The 17,777-nt window shown below is 72.3% G+C and carries 14 protein-coding genes and 1 pseudogene; 9 read left to right on the top strand and 6 right to left on the bottom strand.

The window, feature by feature from the left end; genetic code table 11:
• A partial coding sequence (locus tag AC2CJA_RS12295; protein WP_484602719.1) for a nitrate- and nitrite sensing domain-containing protein occupies positions 1–1,243 on the bottom strand: 1,243 nt, incomplete at its 3' end.
• A 387-nt stretch (positions 1,244–1,630) separates the two neighbouring features.
• On the opposite strand from AC2CJA_RS12295, the gene AC2CJA_RS12300 reads away from it, so the two are divergent.
• From AC2CJA_RS12300 to AC2CJA_RS12335, 8 genes are all read left to right on the top strand, one after another.
• Positions 1,631–2,503: a hypothetical protein gene (locus AC2CJA_RS12300; protein WP_484602720.1), complete on the top strand. Its 873-nt coding sequence runs from the start codon at positions 1,631–1,633 to the stop codon at positions 2,501–2,503.
• A 248-nt stretch (positions 2,504–2,751) separates the two neighbouring features.
• Positions 2,752–3,483: a spermidine synthase family protein gene (locus AC2CJA_RS12305; protein ID WP_484602721.1), complete on the top strand. Its 732-nt coding sequence runs from the start codon at positions 2,752–2,754 to the stop codon at positions 3,481–3,483.
• 58 nt (positions 3,484–3,541) lie between these two features.
• Entirely contained in the window at positions 3,542–4,300 is a 759-nt protein-coding gene (locus tag AC2CJA_RS12310) for a response regulator transcription factor (RefSeq protein ID WP_484602722.1), read from the top strand.
• Positions 4,297–5,391, top strand: coding sequence for a HAMP domain-containing sensor histidine kinase (locus tag AC2CJA_RS12315; protein ID WP_484602723.1), 1,095 nt, complete (start codon positions 4,297–4,299; stop codon positions 5,389–5,391). The genes AC2CJA_RS12310 and AC2CJA_RS12315 overlap by 4 nt, the downstream gene beginning before the upstream one ends.
• 232 nt (positions 5,392–5,623) lie before the next feature.
• Positions 5,624–9,430, top strand: coding sequence for a multifunctional oxoglutarate decarboxylase/oxoglutarate dehydrogenase thiamine pyrophosphate-binding subunit/dihydrolipoyllysine-residue succinyltransferase subunit (locus AC2CJA_RS12320; protein WP_484602724.1), 3,807 nt, complete (start codon positions 5,624–5,626; stop codon positions 9,428–9,430).
• 120 nt (positions 9,431–9,550) lie between these two features.
• Positions 9,551–9,727 (top strand): DUF6104 family protein, encoded by a 177-nt coding sequence (locus AC2CJA_RS12325; RefSeq protein ID WP_093847737.1) that lies wholly within the window; start codon positions 9,551–9,553, stop codon positions 9,725–9,727.
• Between the two features lie 90 nt (positions 9,728–9,817).
• Positions 9,818–10,750 (top strand): DUF4097 family beta strand repeat-containing protein, encoded by a 933-nt coding sequence (locus tag AC2CJA_RS12330; RefSeq protein WP_484602725.1) that lies wholly within the window; start codon positions 9,818–9,820, stop codon positions 10,748–10,750.
• 1 nt (position 10,751) lies between these two features.
• Positions 10,752–11,813, top strand: a complete 1,062-nt coding sequence (locus tag AC2CJA_RS12335) for a helix-turn-helix transcriptional regulator (protein WP_484602726.1) — start codon at positions 10,752–10,754, stop codon at positions 11,811–11,813.
• Positions 11,814–11,856: 43 nt separating this feature from the next.
• On the opposite strand, the gene AC2CJA_RS12340 is transcribed toward AC2CJA_RS12335, so the two are convergent.
• The 4 genes from AC2CJA_RS12340 to AC2CJA_RS12355 form a co-directional block, all read right to left on the bottom strand.
• A complete protein-coding gene (locus AC2CJA_RS12340; RefSeq protein WP_484602727.1) occupies positions 11,857–12,819 on the bottom strand; it encodes a zinc-binding dehydrogenase in 963 nt (320 codons plus the stop codon).
• A gap of 255 nt (positions 12,820–13,074) precedes the next feature.
• A complete protein-coding gene (locus AC2CJA_RS12345) occupies positions 13,075–13,848 on the bottom strand; it encodes an amino acid ABC transporter ATP-binding protein (RefSeq protein ID WP_484602728.1) in 774 nt (257 codons plus the stop codon).
• Positions 13,845–14,849 carry an amino acid ABC transporter permease gene (locus tag AC2CJA_RS12350; protein WP_484602729.1) on the bottom strand — a complete coding sequence of 335 codons (1,005 nt, stop codon included), beginning with the start codon at positions 14,847–14,849 and terminating at the stop codon, positions 13,845–13,847. The genes AC2CJA_RS12345 and AC2CJA_RS12350 overlap by 4 nt, the downstream gene beginning before the upstream one ends.
• Before the next feature lie 41 nt (positions 14,850–14,890).
• Positions 14,891–15,871 carry an ABC transporter substrate-binding protein gene (locus tag AC2CJA_RS12355; RefSeq protein WP_484602730.1) on the bottom strand — a complete coding sequence of 327 codons (981 nt, stop codon included), beginning with the start codon at positions 15,869–15,871 and terminating at the stop codon, positions 14,891–14,893.
• A gap of 556 nt (positions 15,872–16,427) precedes the next feature.
• Here AC2CJA_RS12355 and AC2CJA_RS12360 point away from each other — a divergent pair.
• Positions 16,428–17,633: an NAD(P)-dependent malic enzyme gene (locus AC2CJA_RS12360; protein ID WP_484602731.1), complete on the top strand. Its 1,206-nt coding sequence runs from the start codon at positions 16,428–16,430 to the stop codon at positions 17,631–17,633.
• A gap of 29 nt (positions 17,634–17,662) precedes the next feature.
• Here the strand turns inward: AC2CJA_RS12360 and AC2CJA_RS12365 are convergent.
• A pseudogene (locus AC2CJA_RS12365) lies at positions 17,663–17,777 on the bottom strand (heat-inducible transcriptional repressor HrcA); the annotation flags it as partial.

Genomic DNA, 17,777 nt, shown 5'->3' on the forward strand with positions numbered 1-17,777 from the left:
CGCCGGCCTCGCGCGCGCGGCCCGTCCCCGCGGGCCCGGCCGCCGCCCCGGCCCGGACGGCGCGCTCGTGCAGCTCGACGGCGGTGGCCCGCAGGCGGTTGACGGCGCGTACGACGTCGGCGAACTCGTCGTTGCGGCCGGTGTAGACCACCGGGTCCTCGCCCACCGGATCGGCGGCCACCCGCTCGCCGCCGCGCCGCAGGACGGCCAGCGGACGGGCCATCGAACGCGCGGTCTGCACGCTGATGCCGACGGCGAGCAGCAGGCAGATCCCGAGCAGGGCGGCGCGCAGCTCCAGCGCCGTGACGTCGTCGTCGCGCAGTCCCTCCAGCCTCCTCACCTCGGCGGCCGCCAGCGAGGACTCCATGCTGCGCATGCGGTCCACCCGGGCGGTGAGCGCGGCCTCGACCCGGTCGGTGTTCAGGGCGCGGTCCCGGTGGTCCAGCAGCGGCTGGTCGGTGAGACGGGCCAGGTAGCGCTCGGCCAGCGTCACCTCGGCGCCGGTGACGGTCCTGGCGTACGCGTCGCGGGCGGAAGCGAGTGCGGTCTGGTCGAAGTCCGCGAGGGCGGCCTGCTCGCGCAGGTGGGCCTGCTGGGCGGCGGCGGTCAGGCGCGGTTGCCCGCCCTGCGCGGCGAGCGCGGCCAGCAGCAGCCCACGGGCGGCGGAGGCATGCTCGACGGCGCGCCCGAGATCGGGGAACGCGTCGGCCGTGGCGTTCTCGGCGCGTGCGGGCAGGGCGCGGGCGGTGGCGGCGGTGATGCCGCCGAGGGACCGGATGAGCCGGGTGTACGCCTCGTGGGCCTCGACTGCGCCGCCCTCACCGGCCGCCGCCCGCTGCCGGATGTCGGGGAAGGCGTCGAGCAGTGCCCGTATGTCGGCGGGGGCGTCGGCCCTCAGCTCCCTGATGCCGCGGTCCACCCGGGCGTGTTCCCGCTCGGAGGGCTCCCCGCCGCCCGCGGCGATACGGCGGACGACGGCGTCGCGCTCGTCGGCCAGGGCGTGGGAGAGCGAGACCGCGCGGCGTCCCAGGTCGGCGCGGTCGACCAGCCGCTGGGAGTCGGTCAGATCGCGCGAGGCGGTGGCCACCGAGGGCGCGCCCGCGGCGAGTACGGCGGCGGCGCACAGGACGACGGAGGCGAGGAGCCTGTTGCGCACCCGCGCCCGGCGCCCGGCGGGGGGCGGTGTGGATGCCGCGCCGTCCTGGTGGTCCCGCCGGCTGCTCCGGTGTCGCTTCTTGCCCACCCGTGCTCGCAATCTCGTTCCGCCGTCCCGGACCGGTCCGGGACGCGACAGTCCAATGTGTGCGGCATGGGACCGCATCCCGTCCGTTCACGGCTGTCCGCGGCGGCCGACGTTCCCGTCGTCGCGGCGGATGCGGAGGCGGTCCTCCTGCCGGGCCACTCGGAGGAGTGAACATCACCGGAGAGTTGCCGAACAACTCCCACGTCGCGGCCAGTTCGGCCACACACCGGCCGGGGGCTGGAAATCCGTCCGGCCTTTTGGCACCATTCGCGCCCACCGCTTCGCGGACACCCCGATTCCGGTGGAACTCCGGCGAAGAGCCGCAGGTCGCGACACTGGTCCAGACCTGCCCCGCTCCACCGGGCCCGCTCCGGCACACTGGCGCGCATGCGGATCGAGATGGCGAGCGAGCCCGGCGACCCCCAGGTCCCCAACGAGGACTACGCGTCAGTAGCCCTACCTGCGGCGGGAAGCGGCGGGGCGCTGGTGGTGCTGGACGGCGTGACTCCGCCCGCGGAGTACACCGGGTGCGCGCACGGCGTGCCGTGGTACGTGGCCCGTCTGGGCGGGGCACTGCTCGAACTGTCCGGTTCGCGGCGGGATATGACACTCGAGGAGTGCCTCGCCTCCGCCATCGGCCGGACCGCCTCCTCCCACGGTCCGGGGTGTGACCTTTCTCACTCCCGCACTCCGCAGGCAACGGTGGTGCTGGCCCGCTGGGACGACTCGGCCGTCGAGCACCTGGTGCTCTCCGATTCGGCGCTGCTGGTGGAGTACGCGGACGGATCGGTGACGCCCGTCCTCGACACCCGGCTGGACGGTCTGCGGCCCGCCGCGCGGGCGCTGCCCCCGGCCGAGCGGGCCGCGTACCTGGAGTCCCTGCGCAACGCGGAGGGCGGCTTCTTCACCGCCGCGGCCGACCCGGCGGTGGCCGGTCGCGCGGTGGTGGGCTCGGCGCCCCGCGAACGGGTGCGCGCGCTGGCCGCGTTGAGCGACGGTGCGACACGTTGGACGGACATCTTCCGCCTGGGCGACCGGACCGCGCTGATGACGGTGCTCCGCGAGGAGGGGCCCCGGTCGCTGATCGGCCGGGTGCGCACCGCGGAGTCGGCCGACCGCGCCGGCGCGGCCTTCCCGCGCGGCAAGGCGCACGACGACGCGACGGCCGTACTGGTGGAGTTCTGGCCGGCTCCCCGGCGGACACCCGCCGGGAAGCCGCCCGGCCGGGCCACGACCGGGTTCACCGGGCCGGCCGCTTGACGGCCCGTACGATCGGGCCCGGCATCGCGCCGACGCGGGTCCGACGGCACCACCGCCCCGGGCGGGGTGAGCGTCACGGGCGACGGGGACGTGGTCTCCTTCCGCGGGCGGGTCGAGCCGAAGCCGCTCGATGCCCTCCCGCCGTCCGGGAGGCGCGCCGTGTTCCCCGTCATGTGTTCGCTGCGAGCGATCACCGCGCTCGCCGGCCCGCCCGCCGCTCCGTGCCTGCCACCGGCAGGATGACCGGCATGACGGCCGACACGCGCTCCCCCTACCCTCCGTACGAGACGACGGCCGGCCACGGGGCCGGCGCTCCCCGCGTGCTGGACCGCCGCGACGGCCCCCACGGCGAGGTCGTGCTGCGGCGGCACGGTGAGCTGCTCCAGATCATCGCCAACGGCTGCTTCCTGATGGACACCTCCGACGGCCGATCCGAGCGTCTGCTGGTGAGGGCCGCGCTCCGGGAGCTGGACGCCGGTGGCGGCCGGCCCTCGCCGGCCGTGCTGATCGGCGGGCTGGGCGCCGGCTTCTCGCTGGCCGAGGCGGCGGCCGAGCCGCGCTGGGGGCGGATCACTGTGGTCGAGCGGGAGGAGGCGGTGATCGACTGGCACCGCGACGGCCCGCTCGGCGAGGTCTCCTCCGGCGCTCTGGCCGATCCCCGGGTGCGGATCGTCCGCACCGACCTCCTGGCACACCTGACCGGCGGCGGCGACCCGTACGACGCCCTGTGCCTGGACGTCGACAACGGCCCGGACTGGACGGTCACCGAGGACAACGGCTCGCTCTACACCCCCGCCGGGCTCGCCGCGTGCGCCCGGCGGCTCGCCCCGCACGGGGTGCTGGCCGTGTGGTCCGCGCAACCGTCCGGGGCGTTCGGCGAGGCGCTCCGGAATGCCGGGTTCACGCGGGTGCGCACCGAAGAGGTGCCCGTCGCCCGAGGAGTCCCGGACGTGGTCCACCTGGCCACCCGACCGGCGTAGCGCACCGCACACGCGCCCTTTACGCTCTAGCGAGAAACCGAGCGGTAGGGCGAGACGTATGGACCACAGGAACACCACGCAGTCCCACGGCGCCGCCGCGGCCACCCCGGGCGCCCGGCGCCGGATCCTGGTCGTGGAGGACGATCCGACCATCACCGAGGCGGTCGCCGCCCGGCTGCGCGCCGAGGGCTTCCAGGTCCGCACCGCCGGGGACGGCCCGGCGGCGGTGGAGGCGGCCGAGGCGTGGCAGCCCGACCTGCTGGTGCTGGACGTGATGCTGCCGGGCTTCGACGGCCTGGAGGTCTGCCGCCGGGTGCAGGCGCAGCGGCCGGTTCCGGTGCTGATGCTCACCGCCCGGGACGACGAGACCGACATGCTGGTCGGCCTGGGGGTCGGCGCGGACGACTACATGACCAAGCCCTTCTCCATGCGAGAGCTGGTCGCGCGCGCCCACGTCCTGCTGCGCCGCGTGGAGCGGGCCGCGATCGCCGCGTCCTCCCCGCGCTCGGGCACGCTGCGGCTGGGCGAGCTGGAGATCGACAACGCCCAGCGCCGGGTGCGGGTCTCCGGCCGGGACGTCCACCTCACCCCGACCGAGTTCGACCTGCTGGTCTGCCTGGCCAACTCCCCCCGCGCGGTGCTCTCCCGCGAGCAGCTGCTGGCCGAGGTGTGGGACTGGGCGGACGCCTCGGGCACCCGTACGGTCGACAGCCACATCAAGGCGCTGCGCCGGAAGATCGGCGCGGAGCGGATACGCACCGTCCACGGCGTCGGCTACGCGCTGGAGACGCCCGCGCCCGCCCCCGACTGGACGTGAGCGCGCCGGGCGCGGGCCGCGGCCGGCGCTCCCTGTGGAACCGGTTCTGGGAGGGCGTGCGCCCCGTGGACCCGTTCCGCTCGGTGAAGGCCGCGCTGGGCGCGCTGGTGATCGTCACGGTGGCCATCACCACCCTGCTGACCATCGTCGCGGTCCACTCGGCCATCGAGCTGCGGGTGATCGCCCTGCTCGCGGTGATCGCCTCGCTGGTGGTCACCCAGTTCGTGGCGCACGGGCTGGCCGCGCCGCTGGACGAGATGACGGACGCCGCCCGCTGGATGGCCCGTGGCGACTACAGCCGGCGGGTCCGCGTGGACCGCCGCGACGAGCTGGGCGAGCTGGCCGGGACCTTCAACAGCATGGCCGCCGATCTGGCGGCCGCCGACCGGCACCGCAAGGAGCTGGTGGCCAACGTCTCGCACGAACTGCGCACCCCGATCGCGGCACTGCGCGCGGTGCTGGAGAACGTGGTGGACGGGGTCTCCGAGGCCGATCCGGCGACGATGGACATCGCGCTGCGGCAGACCGAGCGCCTGGGCCGCCTGGTGGAGCACCTGCTGGACCTGTCCAGGCTCGACAACGGGGTGGTGCCGCTGCACTCCCGCCGTTTCGAGGTGTGGCCCTACCTGGCGGGCGTGCTCAAGGAGGCCAACATGACCAAGGGTCAGGGGCACTCCCGCACCGACGTCCACCTCCATCTGGAGGTGACCCCCTCGAGCATGGTCGCGTACGCCGACACCGAGCGGCTGCACCAGGTGGTCGCCAACCTGATCGACAACGCCGTCAAGCACAGTCCGCCCCACGGCCGGGTGACGGTGCGGGCGCGTCCCGGCCGGGCGCCGCTGAGTCTGGAGCTGGAGGTGCTGGACGAGGGCCCGGGGATCCCGGAGGCGGACCGCGCCAGGGTGTTCGAGCGCTTCGGCCGCTCGGCCTCGGCCGAGGGCGGCGACGGCGGCACGGGGCTGGGGCTGGCCATCGCGCGCTGGGCGGTGGACCTGCACGGCGGGCGGATCGGAGTGGCCGAGTCCCCGAGCGGCTGCCGGATCCTCGTCACTCTTCCCGGCGATACGCCCGGACCGGAGTTGACGTAGGCTCGAAGCAGCCGCGAGGTGAGGGAGCGAGGCGGGGCCACTCCCTGGGCGCCTCCTTCCCCGAAGCAGGCGAACTATGTTCGTTTCCCGCCGAAGAATGCGCCGAAACACACCTGTGAATGTGACTTAGGCGACGCAAACACCATGCCGACTGCACCGAACGGCGCAGGGAGCGTAGCCTTTATTTCTGCTGTCCACCCACACAGGTAAGCGGAAGAGGGCGGTTGCCGCCGTGTCGCCACAGGCCCCCAAGACTTCGAGTTCTCCCAGGACCGAGCAGGACGGGCAGGGCAAGAGTCCTGCCGCCGGCTTCGGTGCCAACGAGTGGCTCGTCGACGAGATCTACCAGCAGTACCTCCAGGACCCGAACTCCGTGGACCGGGCCTGGTGGGACTTCTTCGCCGACTACAAGCCCGGACAGGCCGCCGGAGGAGCCGCGGCCCCCAGCGCGTCGAAGCCCGCGGGCGAGCCCCAGGCGTCACAGGCCCCCCAGCCGCGGCGGACGGCGCCCGCCGCGAAGTCCACCGAGGCTCCCGCGGCCAAGGCCGCCGAGCCCGCTCCCCCGAAGAGCGAGCCCGCGGCCAAGGCCACCCCCACGAAGAGCGAGTCCGCCGCCAAGGCCGCGCCCGCCGGGAGCGAGTCCGCCGACAGCGGGGACGGCGGGGCGGCCGGCCCGGAGTACGTGCCGCTGCGCGGCCCGTCCGCCGCGGTCGCCCGGAACATGAACGCCTCGCTGGAGCTGCCCACCGCCACGTCGGTGCGCGCGATCCCGGTGAAGCTGCTGGTCGACAACCGCATCGTCATCAACAACCACCTCAAGCGCGCCCGCGGCGGCAAGGTGTCCTTCACGCACCTCATCGGCTACGCCATGGTGCAGGCGCTCAAGGCGATGCCGTCGATGAACCACTCGTACACCGAGAGGGACGGCAAGCCGACGCTGGTCAAGCCCGACCACGTCAACCTCGGCCTGGCCATCGACCTGGTGAAGCCGGGCGGCGCCCGCCAGCTCGTGGTGGCCGCCATCAAGAAGGCCGAGACGCTGACCTTCTTCGAGTTCTGGCAGGCCTACGAGGACATCGTGCGCCGCGCCCGGAACAACAAGCTGACGATGGAGGACTTCTCCGGCGTCACCGCGTCGCTGACCAACCCCGGCGGCATCGGCACCGTCCACTCGGTGCCGCGCCTGATGCCCGGCCAGGGCCTGATCATCGGCGTCGGCGCGATGGAGTACCCGGCGGAGTTCCAGGGCACCTCGCAGGACACCCTGAACAAGCTGGGCGTCTCCAAGGTCATGACGCTGACCAGCACCTACGACCACCGTGTGATCCAGGGCGCCGCCTCCGGCGAGTTCCTGCGGATCATGCACCAGCTGCTGCTCGGCGAGAACGACTTCTACGACGAGATCTTCAAGGCGCTGCGCATCCCCTACGAGCCGGTGCGCTGGCTGCGCGACATCGACGTCTCCCACGACGACGACGTCACCAAGGCCGCCCGCGTCTTCGACCTGATCCACTCCTACCGGGTCCGCGGCCACGTCATGGCCGACACCGACCCGCTGGAGTACAAGCAGCGCAAGCACCCCGACCTGGACATCACCGAGCACGGTCTCACCCTGTGGGACCTGGAGCGGGAGTTCGCGGTCGGCGGTTTCGCCGGCAAGTCCCTGATGAAGCTGCGCGACATCCTGGGCGTGCTGCGCGACTCGTACTGCCGCACCACCGGCATCGAGTACATGCACATCCAGGACCCCAAGCAGCGCAAGTGGATCCAGGACCGCGTCGAGCGCCCGCACTCCTCCCTGGAGCGCGACGAGCAGCTGCGCATCCTGCGCAGGCTGAACGCCGCCGAGGCGTTCGAGGTCTTCCTGCAGACCAAGTACGTGGGCCAGAAGCGCTTCTCGCTGGAGGGCGGCGAGTCCGTCATCCCGATGCTGGACGCCGTGCTCGACGCCGCCGCCGAGGCGCGTCTGGACGAGGTCGTCGTCGGCATGGCCCACCGCGGCCGCCTCAACGTGCTGGCCAACATCGTGGGCAAGTCCTACGCCCAGATCTTCCGCGAGTTCGAGGGCAACCTCGACCCGAAGTCGATGCACGGCTCCGGCGACGTGAAGTACCACCTGGGCGCCGAGGGCACCTTCACCGGCCTGGACGGCGAGGAGATCAAGGTCTCCCTCACCGCCAACCCCTCCCACCTGGAGGCCGTGGACCCGGTCGTGGAGGGTGTGGCCCGCGCCAAGCAGGACATCATCGGCAAGGGCGGCACGGACTTCACCGTCCTGCCCGTCCAGCTCCACGGCGACGCGGCCTTCGCGGGCCAGGGCGTGGTGGCCGAGACGCTGAACATGTCGCAGCTGCGCGGCTACCGCACCGGCGGCACCGTGCACGTGGTCATCAACAACCAGGTCGGTTTCACCGCCCCGCCGGAGTCGGCACGCTCCTCGATGTACGCCACGGACGTGGCGCGGATGATCGAGGCGCCGGTCTTCCACGTCAACGGCGACGACCCGGAGGCGTGCGTGCGCGTGGCGCGGCTGGCCTTCGAGTTCCGCCAGGCGTTCAACAAGGACGTGGTGATCGACCTCATCTGCTACCGCCGCCGCGGTCACAACGAGGCCGACAACCCGCACTTCACCCAGCCGGTGATGTACAACCTGATCGACAAGAAGCGCTCGGTGCGCAAGCTCTACACCGAGTCGCTGATCGGCCGGGGCGACATCACCCTGGAGGAGGCCGAGCAGGCTCTCCAGGACTTCCAGGGGCAGTTGGAGAAGGTCTTCACCGAGGTCCGCGACGCCACCAGCCAGCCGGCTCCGGCGGAGATGCCGGCCCCGCGGGCGGAGTTCCCGGTCTCGGTGGACACCGGCGTCAGCGGGGAGGTCCTCAAGCGGATCGCCGAGTCCCAGGTCAACATCCCCGAGCGGATCACCGTCCATCCCAGGCTGATGCCGCAGCTCCAGCGCCGTGCGGCGATGGTGGAGGAGGACAGGATCGACTGGGCGATGGGCGAGACGCTCGCCGTCGGCTCGCTGCTGATGGAGGGCACCCCCGTCCGGCTGGCCGGACAGGACTCCCGCCGCGGCACCTTCGGCCAGCGCCACGCGGTGCTGGTGGACCGGGAGACCGGCGATGACTACACCCCGCTGCTGTACCTGTCCGAGGACCAGGCGCGCTTCAACGTCTACGACTCGCTGCTGAGCGAGTACGCGGCGATGGGCTTCGAGTACGGCTACTCCCTGGCCCGTCCCGAGGCGCTGGTGATGTGGGAGGCGCAGTTCGGCGACTTCGTCAACGGCGCCCAGACGGTCGTGGACGAGTTCATCTCCTCGGCCGAGCAGAAGTGGGGCCAGACCTCCGGCGTCACGCTGCTGCTGCCGCACGGTTACGAGGGCCAGGGCCCGGACCACTCCTCGGCCCGGATCGAGCGCTTCCTCCAGCTGTGCGCGCAGAACAGCATGACGGTCGCGGCGCCGACCCTGCCGTCGAACTACTTCCACCTGCTGCGCTGGCAGGTGCACAACCCGCACCACAAGCCGCTGATCGTCTTCACCCCGAAGTCGATGCTCCGGCTCAAGGCGGCGACCTCGAAGGCGGCGGAGTTCACCTCCGGCGGCTTCCGTCCGGTGATCGGCGACGCCTCGGTGGACCCGGCGCAGGTGCGCAAGGTCGTCTTCTGCTCCGGCAAGGTCTACTACGACCTCGCCGCCGAGCGGAGCAAGCGGGGCGTGACCGACACCGCGATCATCCGGCTGGAGCGGCTGTACCCGCTGCCCAGCAAGGAGATCCAGGCCGAGATGGCCCGCTACTCCGGCGCCTCGACGATCGTGTGGGCGCAGGAGGAGCCGGCGAACCAGGGCGCGTGGCCGTTCATCGCCCTCAACCTGGTGGACCACCTCGACCTGTTCATCGGCTCGGGGAAGGCCCCGAACGCGGACCGGCTGCGCCGGGTCTCGCGTCCGTCGTCCTCCTCCCCGGCGGTGGGCTCCGCCAAGCGCCACCAGTCCGAGCAGCAGCAGCTGGTCGACGAGGTCTTCGACCTCTGAGGTCCGCGGGGGGGGGGCCGGGCCGGGGGCGCCCGCGGCACCCCCCCGGGGGGGGCGCGGGTGCGGGCCCCGTGCCCGTGGTACCGACGCACACCATCCGGCCCGGACAGGGAGACATCCATGTACTTCACCGACCGCGGTATCGAGGAGCTGGCGCAGCGGCGCGGCGAGGAGGAGGTCACCTTCGAGTGGCTCTCCGAGCAGCTGCGGACCTTCGTCGACCTCAACCCCGACTTCGAGGTGCCCGTCGAGCGGCTGGCGACCTGGCTGGCCCGCCTGGACGACGAGGACGAGTGACGGCGGGCGGTGACCGCGCCCGCGGTCCGGCCGAGCGGTCTCCTTGACTTCCCGCCTCCGCGATATATCGTGTCTTCACCAAGACGCGATATGTCGTCGTACGCCGATGCAGGGGAGGCCGCCGTGTCAGGCCGGTCCGAGTGGTCCGTGGACGCGCCGTGCGGGCTCGTCCTCGACGAGGACGTCCACACCCTGCGGGTACGCGTCGTGGGCGGCGCGGTGAACGTCGTCGGCGCCGCCGCCCCGCCCGCCAGGCTGGAGGTCGGGGCCGTCACCGGGCCTCCGCTGACCGTCCGCCTGGAGGACGGCACCCTCACGGTCGCCTACGACGACCTGCCCTGGAAGGGCTTCCTCACCCTCCTGGACCGCGAGACGTGGCGGCACAGCGCCGACGTCTCGCTCGCCGTGCCCGCCGGCGTCCGGGTCGAGGTCGGCGTGGTCGGCGCCGACGCGGTGGTCACCGGGATCGAGGGGCGCACCGAGGTCCGCGGGATCACCGGCGGCATCACGCTGGTGGGCCTGCGCGGCGACATACGGGCCGACACCGTCTCCGGCGGTGTCCAGGCGCAGGGCGTGACGGGGGGCCTGCGCTTCAACTCCGTCTCCGGCGATCTGACGGTCATCGACGGCTGCTCGCCGGTGCGGGCCGACTCCGTCAGCGGCGACATGACGGTCGATCTGGCCCCGGCCCGGGAGCGGCGCACCGACGTCCGGCTGAACTCCGTGTCGGGCGGGATAGCCCTGCGGCTGCCGGAGCCGGCCGACGCCGCGGTGGAGGCGGGCACCGCCGGGGGCGCGCTCTCCTGCGCCTTCGAGGGCCTGCGGATCTCCGGGCAGTGGGGCGCCAGGCGGATCACCGGCACCCTCGGCGCGGGCGACGGACTGCTGCGGGCCACCACCGTCTCCGGCTCGATCGCCCTGCTGCGCCGCCCGGAGCCGGAGGCCGACGAGGAGGCCGGCGCGCCCTTCACGGCCGACGGCACACCCGCGCCGGCCGAGCCCTCCCCCCGTAAGGACGTGTGACATGCCCCCCGTCTTCGCCCACGGCCGACTGCGCCTGTACCTGCTGAAGCTGCTCGACGAGGCGCCGCGCCACGGCTACGAGGTGATCCGGCTGCTGGAGGAGCGCTTCCAGGGGCTGTACGCGCCCTCGGCCGGCACCGTCTACCCGCGGCTGGCCAAGCTGGAGGCCGAGGGCCTGGTCAGTCACACCACCGAGGGCGGTCGCAAGGTCTACTCGCTCACCGACGCCGGCCGCTCCGAACTCACCGACAGGCAGGGAGAGCTGACCGAGCTGGAGCTGGAGCTCCACCAGTCGCTGGCGGCCCTGGCCGCCGACATCCGCGAGGACGTCAGCGGCGCGGCCGGCGACCTGCGCCGCGAGATGCGGGAGGCGGCCGAGCGGACCCCGGGCGCCGAGCGGACCCCGGGCGCCGATGAGGGCGAGGGCGGTGGTACATCCGCGCCCGGCTGGGAGAAGGCCTGGGAGGGCGCGTGGGAAGGTACCTGGGGCGACAAGGACGCGCTGCGGGCCGCACGCGAGGAGATGCGCCGGGCCGGTGAGCAGTGGAAGGAACAGGCCAGCCGTGCCCGCCGGGAGGCCCAGCAGGCCAGGCTCCAGGCGCGCAAGGCCCGGCAGGCCCGGGACGCCGCCCGCCAGGAGGCCGAGCGGATCGCCCGCCGGGTTCAGGAGCAGGTGCAGTCGCACGCCCGCCAGGGCGACTGGCAGGGCGCGGTGCGCGCGGGTATGTCGGAGCTGGGCAGGCACCTGGGCGGTCTGGGGGACCCGGGCGGAGCCGGTGGCCGGAGCACGTCCCGTCCGAAGCACACGGAGCCGGACGGGCGGACGGGTCCGGCGCGGGAGCCGGCCCCGGAGTGGGCGGAGGAGCCCGCCACGCCCTCCGGCGACCCCGGGCGCGATCTGGAGCGGCTGCTGGACCGGTTCCGCGACGACGTGCGGGACGCGGCCCGCGACCACGGCGTGGGCGAGGAGCAGCTGCGCGAGGCCCGCCGCCATCTGTCGACGGCGGCGGGCCACCTCGTCTCCCTGCTGCGGTCGCGTGATCCGGAGGGCCCGAAGGAGTAGTCCCGCGGGGCCCGTCCCACGGGCGGGACGGGCCCCGGACGCGTCAGACCGTCAGGACGATCTTGCCGAAGAGATCGCCCGCCGCCATCTTCTCGAAGCCCTCGCGGGCCCGGTCCAGCGGCAGCGTGGAGTCGATCACCGGGCGGACGCCCTTGGCCGCGCAGAAGTTCAGCAGCCCGGCCAGTTCCTCCTTGGAGCCCATCGTGGAGCCGACGACCTTCAGCTCCAGGAAGAAGATCCGGTTCAGCTCGGTGGCGGGCGGGTTCGGGCCGCTGGTGGCACCCGAGATGACCAGCCTTCCGCCGGGCTTGAGGGACTTCACCGAGTGGGACCAGGTGGCGGCCCCGACCGTCTCGATCACCGCGTCCATCCGGTGCGGCAGCCGCGCGCCGCTCTCGAAGGCGGCCTCGGCGCCCAGCTCCTCGGCCCGCCCGCGCTTGGCCTCGTCGCGGCTGGTGGCGAAGACCCGCAGGCCCGCCGCGGCGCCCAGCACGATGGCCGCCGTGGCGACTCCGCCGCCCGCGCCCTGCACCAGGACGGAGTCCCCGGGTCGCACCTCTGCGTTGGTGAAGAGCATCCGGTACGCGGTCAGCCAGGCCGTCGGCAGGCAGGCGGCCTCCTCGAAGGAGAGCTCCTTCGGCTTGGGCAGGACGTTCCACTGCGGTACGGCGACCCGCTCGGCGAAAGTGCCCTGGTACTTCTCGGTCAGGATCGAGGGCCGCTCGCGCGGCCCGACCCCGTGCCCGGTCGCGCCGACGACGGAGTAGAGCACGACCTCGTTGCCGTCGGCGTCCACCCCGGCCGCGTCGCAGCCGAGGATCATCGGCAGCGACTCCTCGCCCAGGCCGACGCCGCGCAGGGACCACAGGTCGTGGTGGTTGAGGGAGGCCGCCTTGACGTCGATGGTCGTCCAGCCGAGCGGAACGTCCGGCTCCGGACGCTCGCCCAGCTCGAGTCCGCTCAGCGGCTTGTCACGGTCGGTGCGCGCGGCATAGGCAGCAAACATGATCCAAACCCTAGGACGTGCCGGGCCGCCGGGGAACAGGACAGCGGTGTGACACTCGCCGCCGGCCCGCCGGGGCGGCCGGCGGTGCGACGGCACGGGAAAGGCCGAAGGGGGGGGGGGGGGGGGGGGGGGGGGGGGGGGGGGCGCGGGGGGCGCGGGGCGCGGGGGGGGGGGGCGCGCGGGGCGGGCCGGGCGCGGCCCCCCCCCCCCCCCCCCCCCCCCCCCCCCCCCCCCCCCACGGCGGCGTCCCGCCGCTCAGAGGACCTTCGACAGGAACGCCTTGGTCCGCTCGTGCTGCGGATCGGTCAGCACATCGCGCGGATGGCCCGACTCGACGACCACGCCGTCGTCCATGAAGACCAGCGAGTCGCCGACCTCCCGGGCGAAGCCCATCTCGTGGGTGACGACGATCATCGTCATGCCGTCCTCGGCCAGCCCGCGCATGACGTCCAGCACCTCGCCGACCAGCTCCGGGTCGAGCGCCGAGGTGGGCTCGTCGAAGAGCATCAGCTTGGGCTCCATCGCCAGCGCGCGGGCGATGGCCACGCGCTGCTGCTGGCCGCCGGAGAGCTGGGAGGGGTAGTTGTCCGTACGGTTGCCCAGTCCGACCCGCTCCAGCAGCTTCAGGGCCCGTTCCCGGGCCGCCGCCTTCGACTCGCCCTTGACCTGGACGGGCGCCTCCATGACGTTCTCCACCGCGGTCATGTGCGGGAAGAGGTTGAAGCGCTGGAAGACCATGCCGATGTCGCGGCGCTGGGCGGCGACCTCGCGCTCCTTGAGCTCGTAGAGCCTGTCGCCCTTCTGCCGGTAGCCGACCAGGTGGCCGTCGACCGACAGCCGCCCGGCGCTGATCTTCTCCAGGTGGTTGATGCAGCGCAGGAAGGTGGACTTGCCGGAGCCGGACGGGCCGACCAGGCAGAACACCTCGCCCGCGGCGACCTCCAGGTCGATGCCCTTGAGGATGTGGGCGTGGCCGAAGGACTTGTGGACGCCCTCCGCCTTCACCATCGGGACAGCGGGGGTGGTCATACCGTCTTCCCTCCCACCCGGCTCGGCGTGCGGAACGAGGTGAGGCTCCCGCGCACCCGCTGCCACGGTGTGGGCGGCAGACTGCGGGAGGAGCCGCGCTGGAAGTAGCGCTCCAGGTAGTACTGGCCGACGCTGAGGACCGTGGTGAGGATCAGGTACCAGATGGTCGCCACCAGCAGCAGCTCCATCACCTCCAGGTTGCGCGAGGAGATCCTGGTGGCGGAGAACAGCAGCTCGCTGTACTGGATGGCGTAGGCCAGCGACGAGGTCTTGAGCATGTTGATGAACTCGTTGCCGGTCGGCGGGATGATGACCCGCATGGCCTGCGGCAGCACGATGCGCCGCATGGTGCGCGAGCCGGTCATGCCGAGTGCGTGGGCCGCCTCGGTCTGGCCCTCGTCCACCGACTGGATGCCCGCGCGGCTGATCTCGGCCATGTAGGCGGCCTCGTTCAGGCCCAGGCCCAGCAGCGCGGCGAGGAACGGCGTCATCACGTCGTTCATCTCGTCGCGGTAGAAGCCCAGGTCCAGGATCGGGAAGATCAGCGCCAGATTGTACCAGATCAGCAACTGCACCAGGACGGGGGTGCCGCGGAAGACCCAGATGTAACCCCAGGCCACCGAGGACATCACGGGGTTCTTCGACAGCCGCATCACCGCGAGGATCGTTCCCAGCACCACGCCCATGAGCATGGCGAGCAGGGTGATCCACAGGGTGTTGGCCGCACCGGTGAGGATCGTCTCGTGGTTGAGGTAGCGCCCCACCGTCGGCCAGGTGATGTCGGCGCCCACGAAGGCCGCCACCACCAGGCCGAACAGGACGAGCACGATCGCGGCGCTTATCCAGCGGCCGTAGTGGCGCACCGGAATGGCCTTGACGGCCTCGGGCGGGACCGGGGAGCTCTTGGCCACCGGCACCGCGCCGCCCGCTCCGGTTCCGCCGCCCTCGGGGTCGGGGGCCGGCACCGGAGTGGATGGTGCCTTGTCTTCAAGTTCGGACACGGAGAGTTACCTTTGCTGTGGAACTATGGAGTCCGTGCGGCTCACTCGCCGCCGTTGACGGTGGCCTCCTCGACGCCGGCGTCGGTGACCTCCCACTTCTCCAGCACCTTCTGGTACTCGCCGTTGTCGATGATGGCGTCCAGGGCAGCCTTGATGGCGTCGCGCAGCTGGGTGTTCTCCTTGCTGACGGCGATGCCGTAGGGGGCGGCGTCGATCTGGTCGCCGACGACCTCGAAGTCCTCGCCGCCACCGGAGGTCTTGGCGTTGTACGCGGCGACCGGGTAGTCGTTGATGTCGGCGACCGCACGGCCCTGCTTGACCTGGAGAAGCGCCTCGGTGTCCTTGTCGAAGGCGAGGATCTTGATCGGCTTGTCGCACTTCTCACTCTGCGTCTCGGCGAGATCCTCGTTCGCCGTACCGCGCTGGAGCGCCACGGTCTCGCCGCAGAGATCGTCCAGGGACTTGATGCCCTCCGGGTTGCCCTTCTTGACCAGGATGGTGGAACCGGCGCGGAAGTAGTCGACGAAGTCGACGCCCTCGCCGACCTTCTCGCCCTTGTCGTCCAGGCCTTCCTGTCGCTGCCTGGTGTCGGTCATCGCCGACATGATGATGTCGTGGCGGCCGGAGCTCAGACCGGTGATCAGCCCGTCGAAGGTGCCGTTGCCGAACTCGAACTCGACGCCGAGCTGCTTGCCCAGGGCCTCGCCCAGATCGGGGTCGATACCGGCGATCTCGTCGTTCTCGTCGTAGAACTCGACCGGCGCATAGGCGATGTCCGAGCCGACCTTGATGACGCCGGCGGACTGGATGTCCTTGGGAAGCTTGTCGAACAGCGGGGCCTCGGAGCTCTTCGACTCGGTGTCTCCGCTGCCCTTGCCGCCCTCGTCGGTCTGGTCCCCGCACGCGGTCAGCAGCAGGGAGCCGGTGAGCGCGACGGCCGCGGCGGCGGCCAGGCGCCGGCGCGCGGACGGCCTGCGGGAGCCTTCCACCGAGGGCAGGGGGCGGTTGGTGCGTGCGGTCATGGAAGGTCCTCCTGCGGAGTGGTGTGAGGTATCCGGTGGTCGGCCGGGCACGCCCGGGCGTGCGGCGACACTGCGTGATGGGGGCATCTTGCCATCCGGACACCCGAGGCCAGGATGGCAGCCATGTCAAAATCGGATAACAGGCGACCGGGAACGATCGGCGCCTGACGAGACGTATGCCACCACCCGCTCGGTCGTGCCCGCTCGAATGAGCGGAGACGCGCACACGGGAGGGAGAGCTTCATCACTTCCCCCTCGTGTCGTTAAGCGGCTTTCCACCCTCCCTACAGGTTCTTTGCCCAGGATTCCCATGTCCGGCGCGCTCCCCGGGCAGCCGGTGAGACGTAAGGCATTCGTGCGTGGGGGCGCTCATCCGGTAGAAAGAGCAGTTACACCCCTCACCCGGGGACCAGGGCGTGAGTGCGACGCGCCCGGCGTCCGTTACCCCCTCGACGGCGGCCCCATCCGCCGGAGAGGCCGCGGACGTGGTGCCCGCCCGCGCCTCGACCAGGCAGCGGCCACCCTCGATCAGGAATTTCAGCAAAGGGGTCAAACAGTGGCAGCGGAGATCGTCAATTCCCAGGGCGAGCTGGACGGCGGCGTCGAGCCGGCCATCGATCCGGCGTTCGCCCTGCACCGCGGCGGCAAGATGGCGATCCGGGCGACCGTGCCGGTGCGGGACGCGGACGACCTTTCCCTGGCCTACACGCCGGGTGTGGCCAAGGTGTGCAGCGCCATCGCCGAGCAGCCGGAGCTGGTTCACGACTACACCTGGAAGTCGCAGGTCGTCGCGGTCGTCACGGACGGCACCGCGGTGCTGGGCCTGGGCGACATCGGCCCGCGGGCGTCGCTGCCGGTGATGGAGGGCAAGGCGATCCTCTTCAAGCAGTTCGGCGGTGTGGACGCGGTCCCGATCGCACTGGACTGTACCGACGTGGACGAGATCGTGGAGACCGTCGTCCGGCTCGCGCCCTCCTTCGGCGGCGTCAACCTGGAGGACATCTCCGCTCCGCGCTGCTTCGAGATCGAGCGCAGGCTCCAGGAGAGCCTGGACATCCCGGTCTTCCACGACGACCAGCACGGCACGGCGGTCGTCACGCTCGCCGCGCTGCGCAACGCCGCCCGGCTGCGCGGCATCGCGCTCGGCGAGCTGCGCGCCGTGATCTCCGGGGCCGGCGCGGCCGGGGTGGCCATCGCCCGGATCCTGGTGGAGGCCGGCATCGGCGACGTGGCGGTCTGCGACCGCAAGGGCATCGTCTCGGCCGACCGCACCGACCTCACCGACGTCAAGCGGGAGCTGGCGGGCTTCACCAACAAGGCCGGACTGAGCGGATCGCTGGAGTCCGCGATGGACGGCGCGGACGTCTTCATCGGCGTCAGCGGCGGCACGGTCCCCGAGGAGGCCGTCGCGAGGATGGCGGAGGACGCCTTCGTCTTCGCCATGGCCAACCCCACTCCGGAGATCCATCCGGACGTCGCCCGCAAGTACGCCTCGGTCGTCGCCACCGGCCGCAGCGACCACCCGAACCAGATCAACAACGTCCTCGCCTTCCCCGGCATCTTCGCCGGCGCCCTCCAGGTGCGCGCCTCCAGGATCACCGAGGGCATGAAGCTGGCCGCCGCCGAGGCACTGGCAGCGGTGGTCGCCGACGAGCTGAGCGCCGACCGCGTGATCCCCTCCCCGTTCGACGAGCGGGTCGCCCCGGCGGTGACCTCCGCCGTCGCCGCCGCCGCCCGCGCGGAGGGCGTGGCGCGGCGCTGAGCGCCGTGCGGAACGGCGCGCGGGGGCGGCACGGGCCGGATGGTCAGCGGGAAGTCGTGCACGAAGCGGGTGAGATTGGCGGTGCCGCCGATCATCAGCCGCTCCTCGGTCTCCTCCACCAGTGTCTCCAGGAGGGTGGCGAGC

This window comes from Streptomyces sp. ATLC9 (assembly GCF_057196705.1).

Excerpts from the sequence above, each read along its gene's own strand:
- AC2CJA_RS12300 (WP_484602720.1), top strand. The coding sequence starts at position 1,631 with ATGCGGATCGAGATGGCGAGCGAGCCCGGCGACCCCCAGGTCCCCAAC.
- AC2CJA_RS12330 (WP_484602725.1), top strand. The coding sequence starts at position 9,818 with ATGTCGTCGTACGCCGATGCAGGGGAGGCCGCCGTGTCAGGCCGGTCC.
- AC2CJA_RS12345 (WP_484602728.1), bottom strand. The coding sequence starts at position 13,848 with ATGACCACCCCCGCTGTCCCGATGGTGAAGGCGGAGGGCGTCCACAAG.
- AC2CJA_RS12325 (WP_093847737.1), top strand. The coding sequence starts at position 9,551 with ATGTACTTCACCGACCGCGGTATCGAGGAGCTGGCGCAGCGGCGCGGC.
- AC2CJA_RS12305 (WP_484602721.1), top strand. The coding sequence starts at position 2,752 with ATGACGGCCGACACGCGCTCCCCCTACCCTCCGTACGAGACGACGGCC.
- AC2CJA_RS12310 (WP_484602722.1), top strand. The coding sequence starts at position 3,542 with ATGGACCACAGGAACACCACGCAGTCCCACGGCGCCGCCGCGGCCACC.
- AC2CJA_RS12340 (WP_484602727.1), bottom strand. The coding sequence starts at position 12,819 with ATGTTTGCTGCCTATGCCGCGCGCACCGACCGTGACAAGCCGCTGAGC.
- AC2CJA_RS12335 (WP_484602726.1), top strand. The coding sequence starts at position 10,752 with ATGCCCCCCGTCTTCGCCCACGGCCGACTGCGCCTGTACCTGCTGAAG.
- AC2CJA_RS12355 (WP_484602730.1), bottom strand. The coding sequence starts at position 15,871 with ATGACCGCACGCACCAACCGCCCCCTGCCCTCGGTGGAAGGCTCCCGC.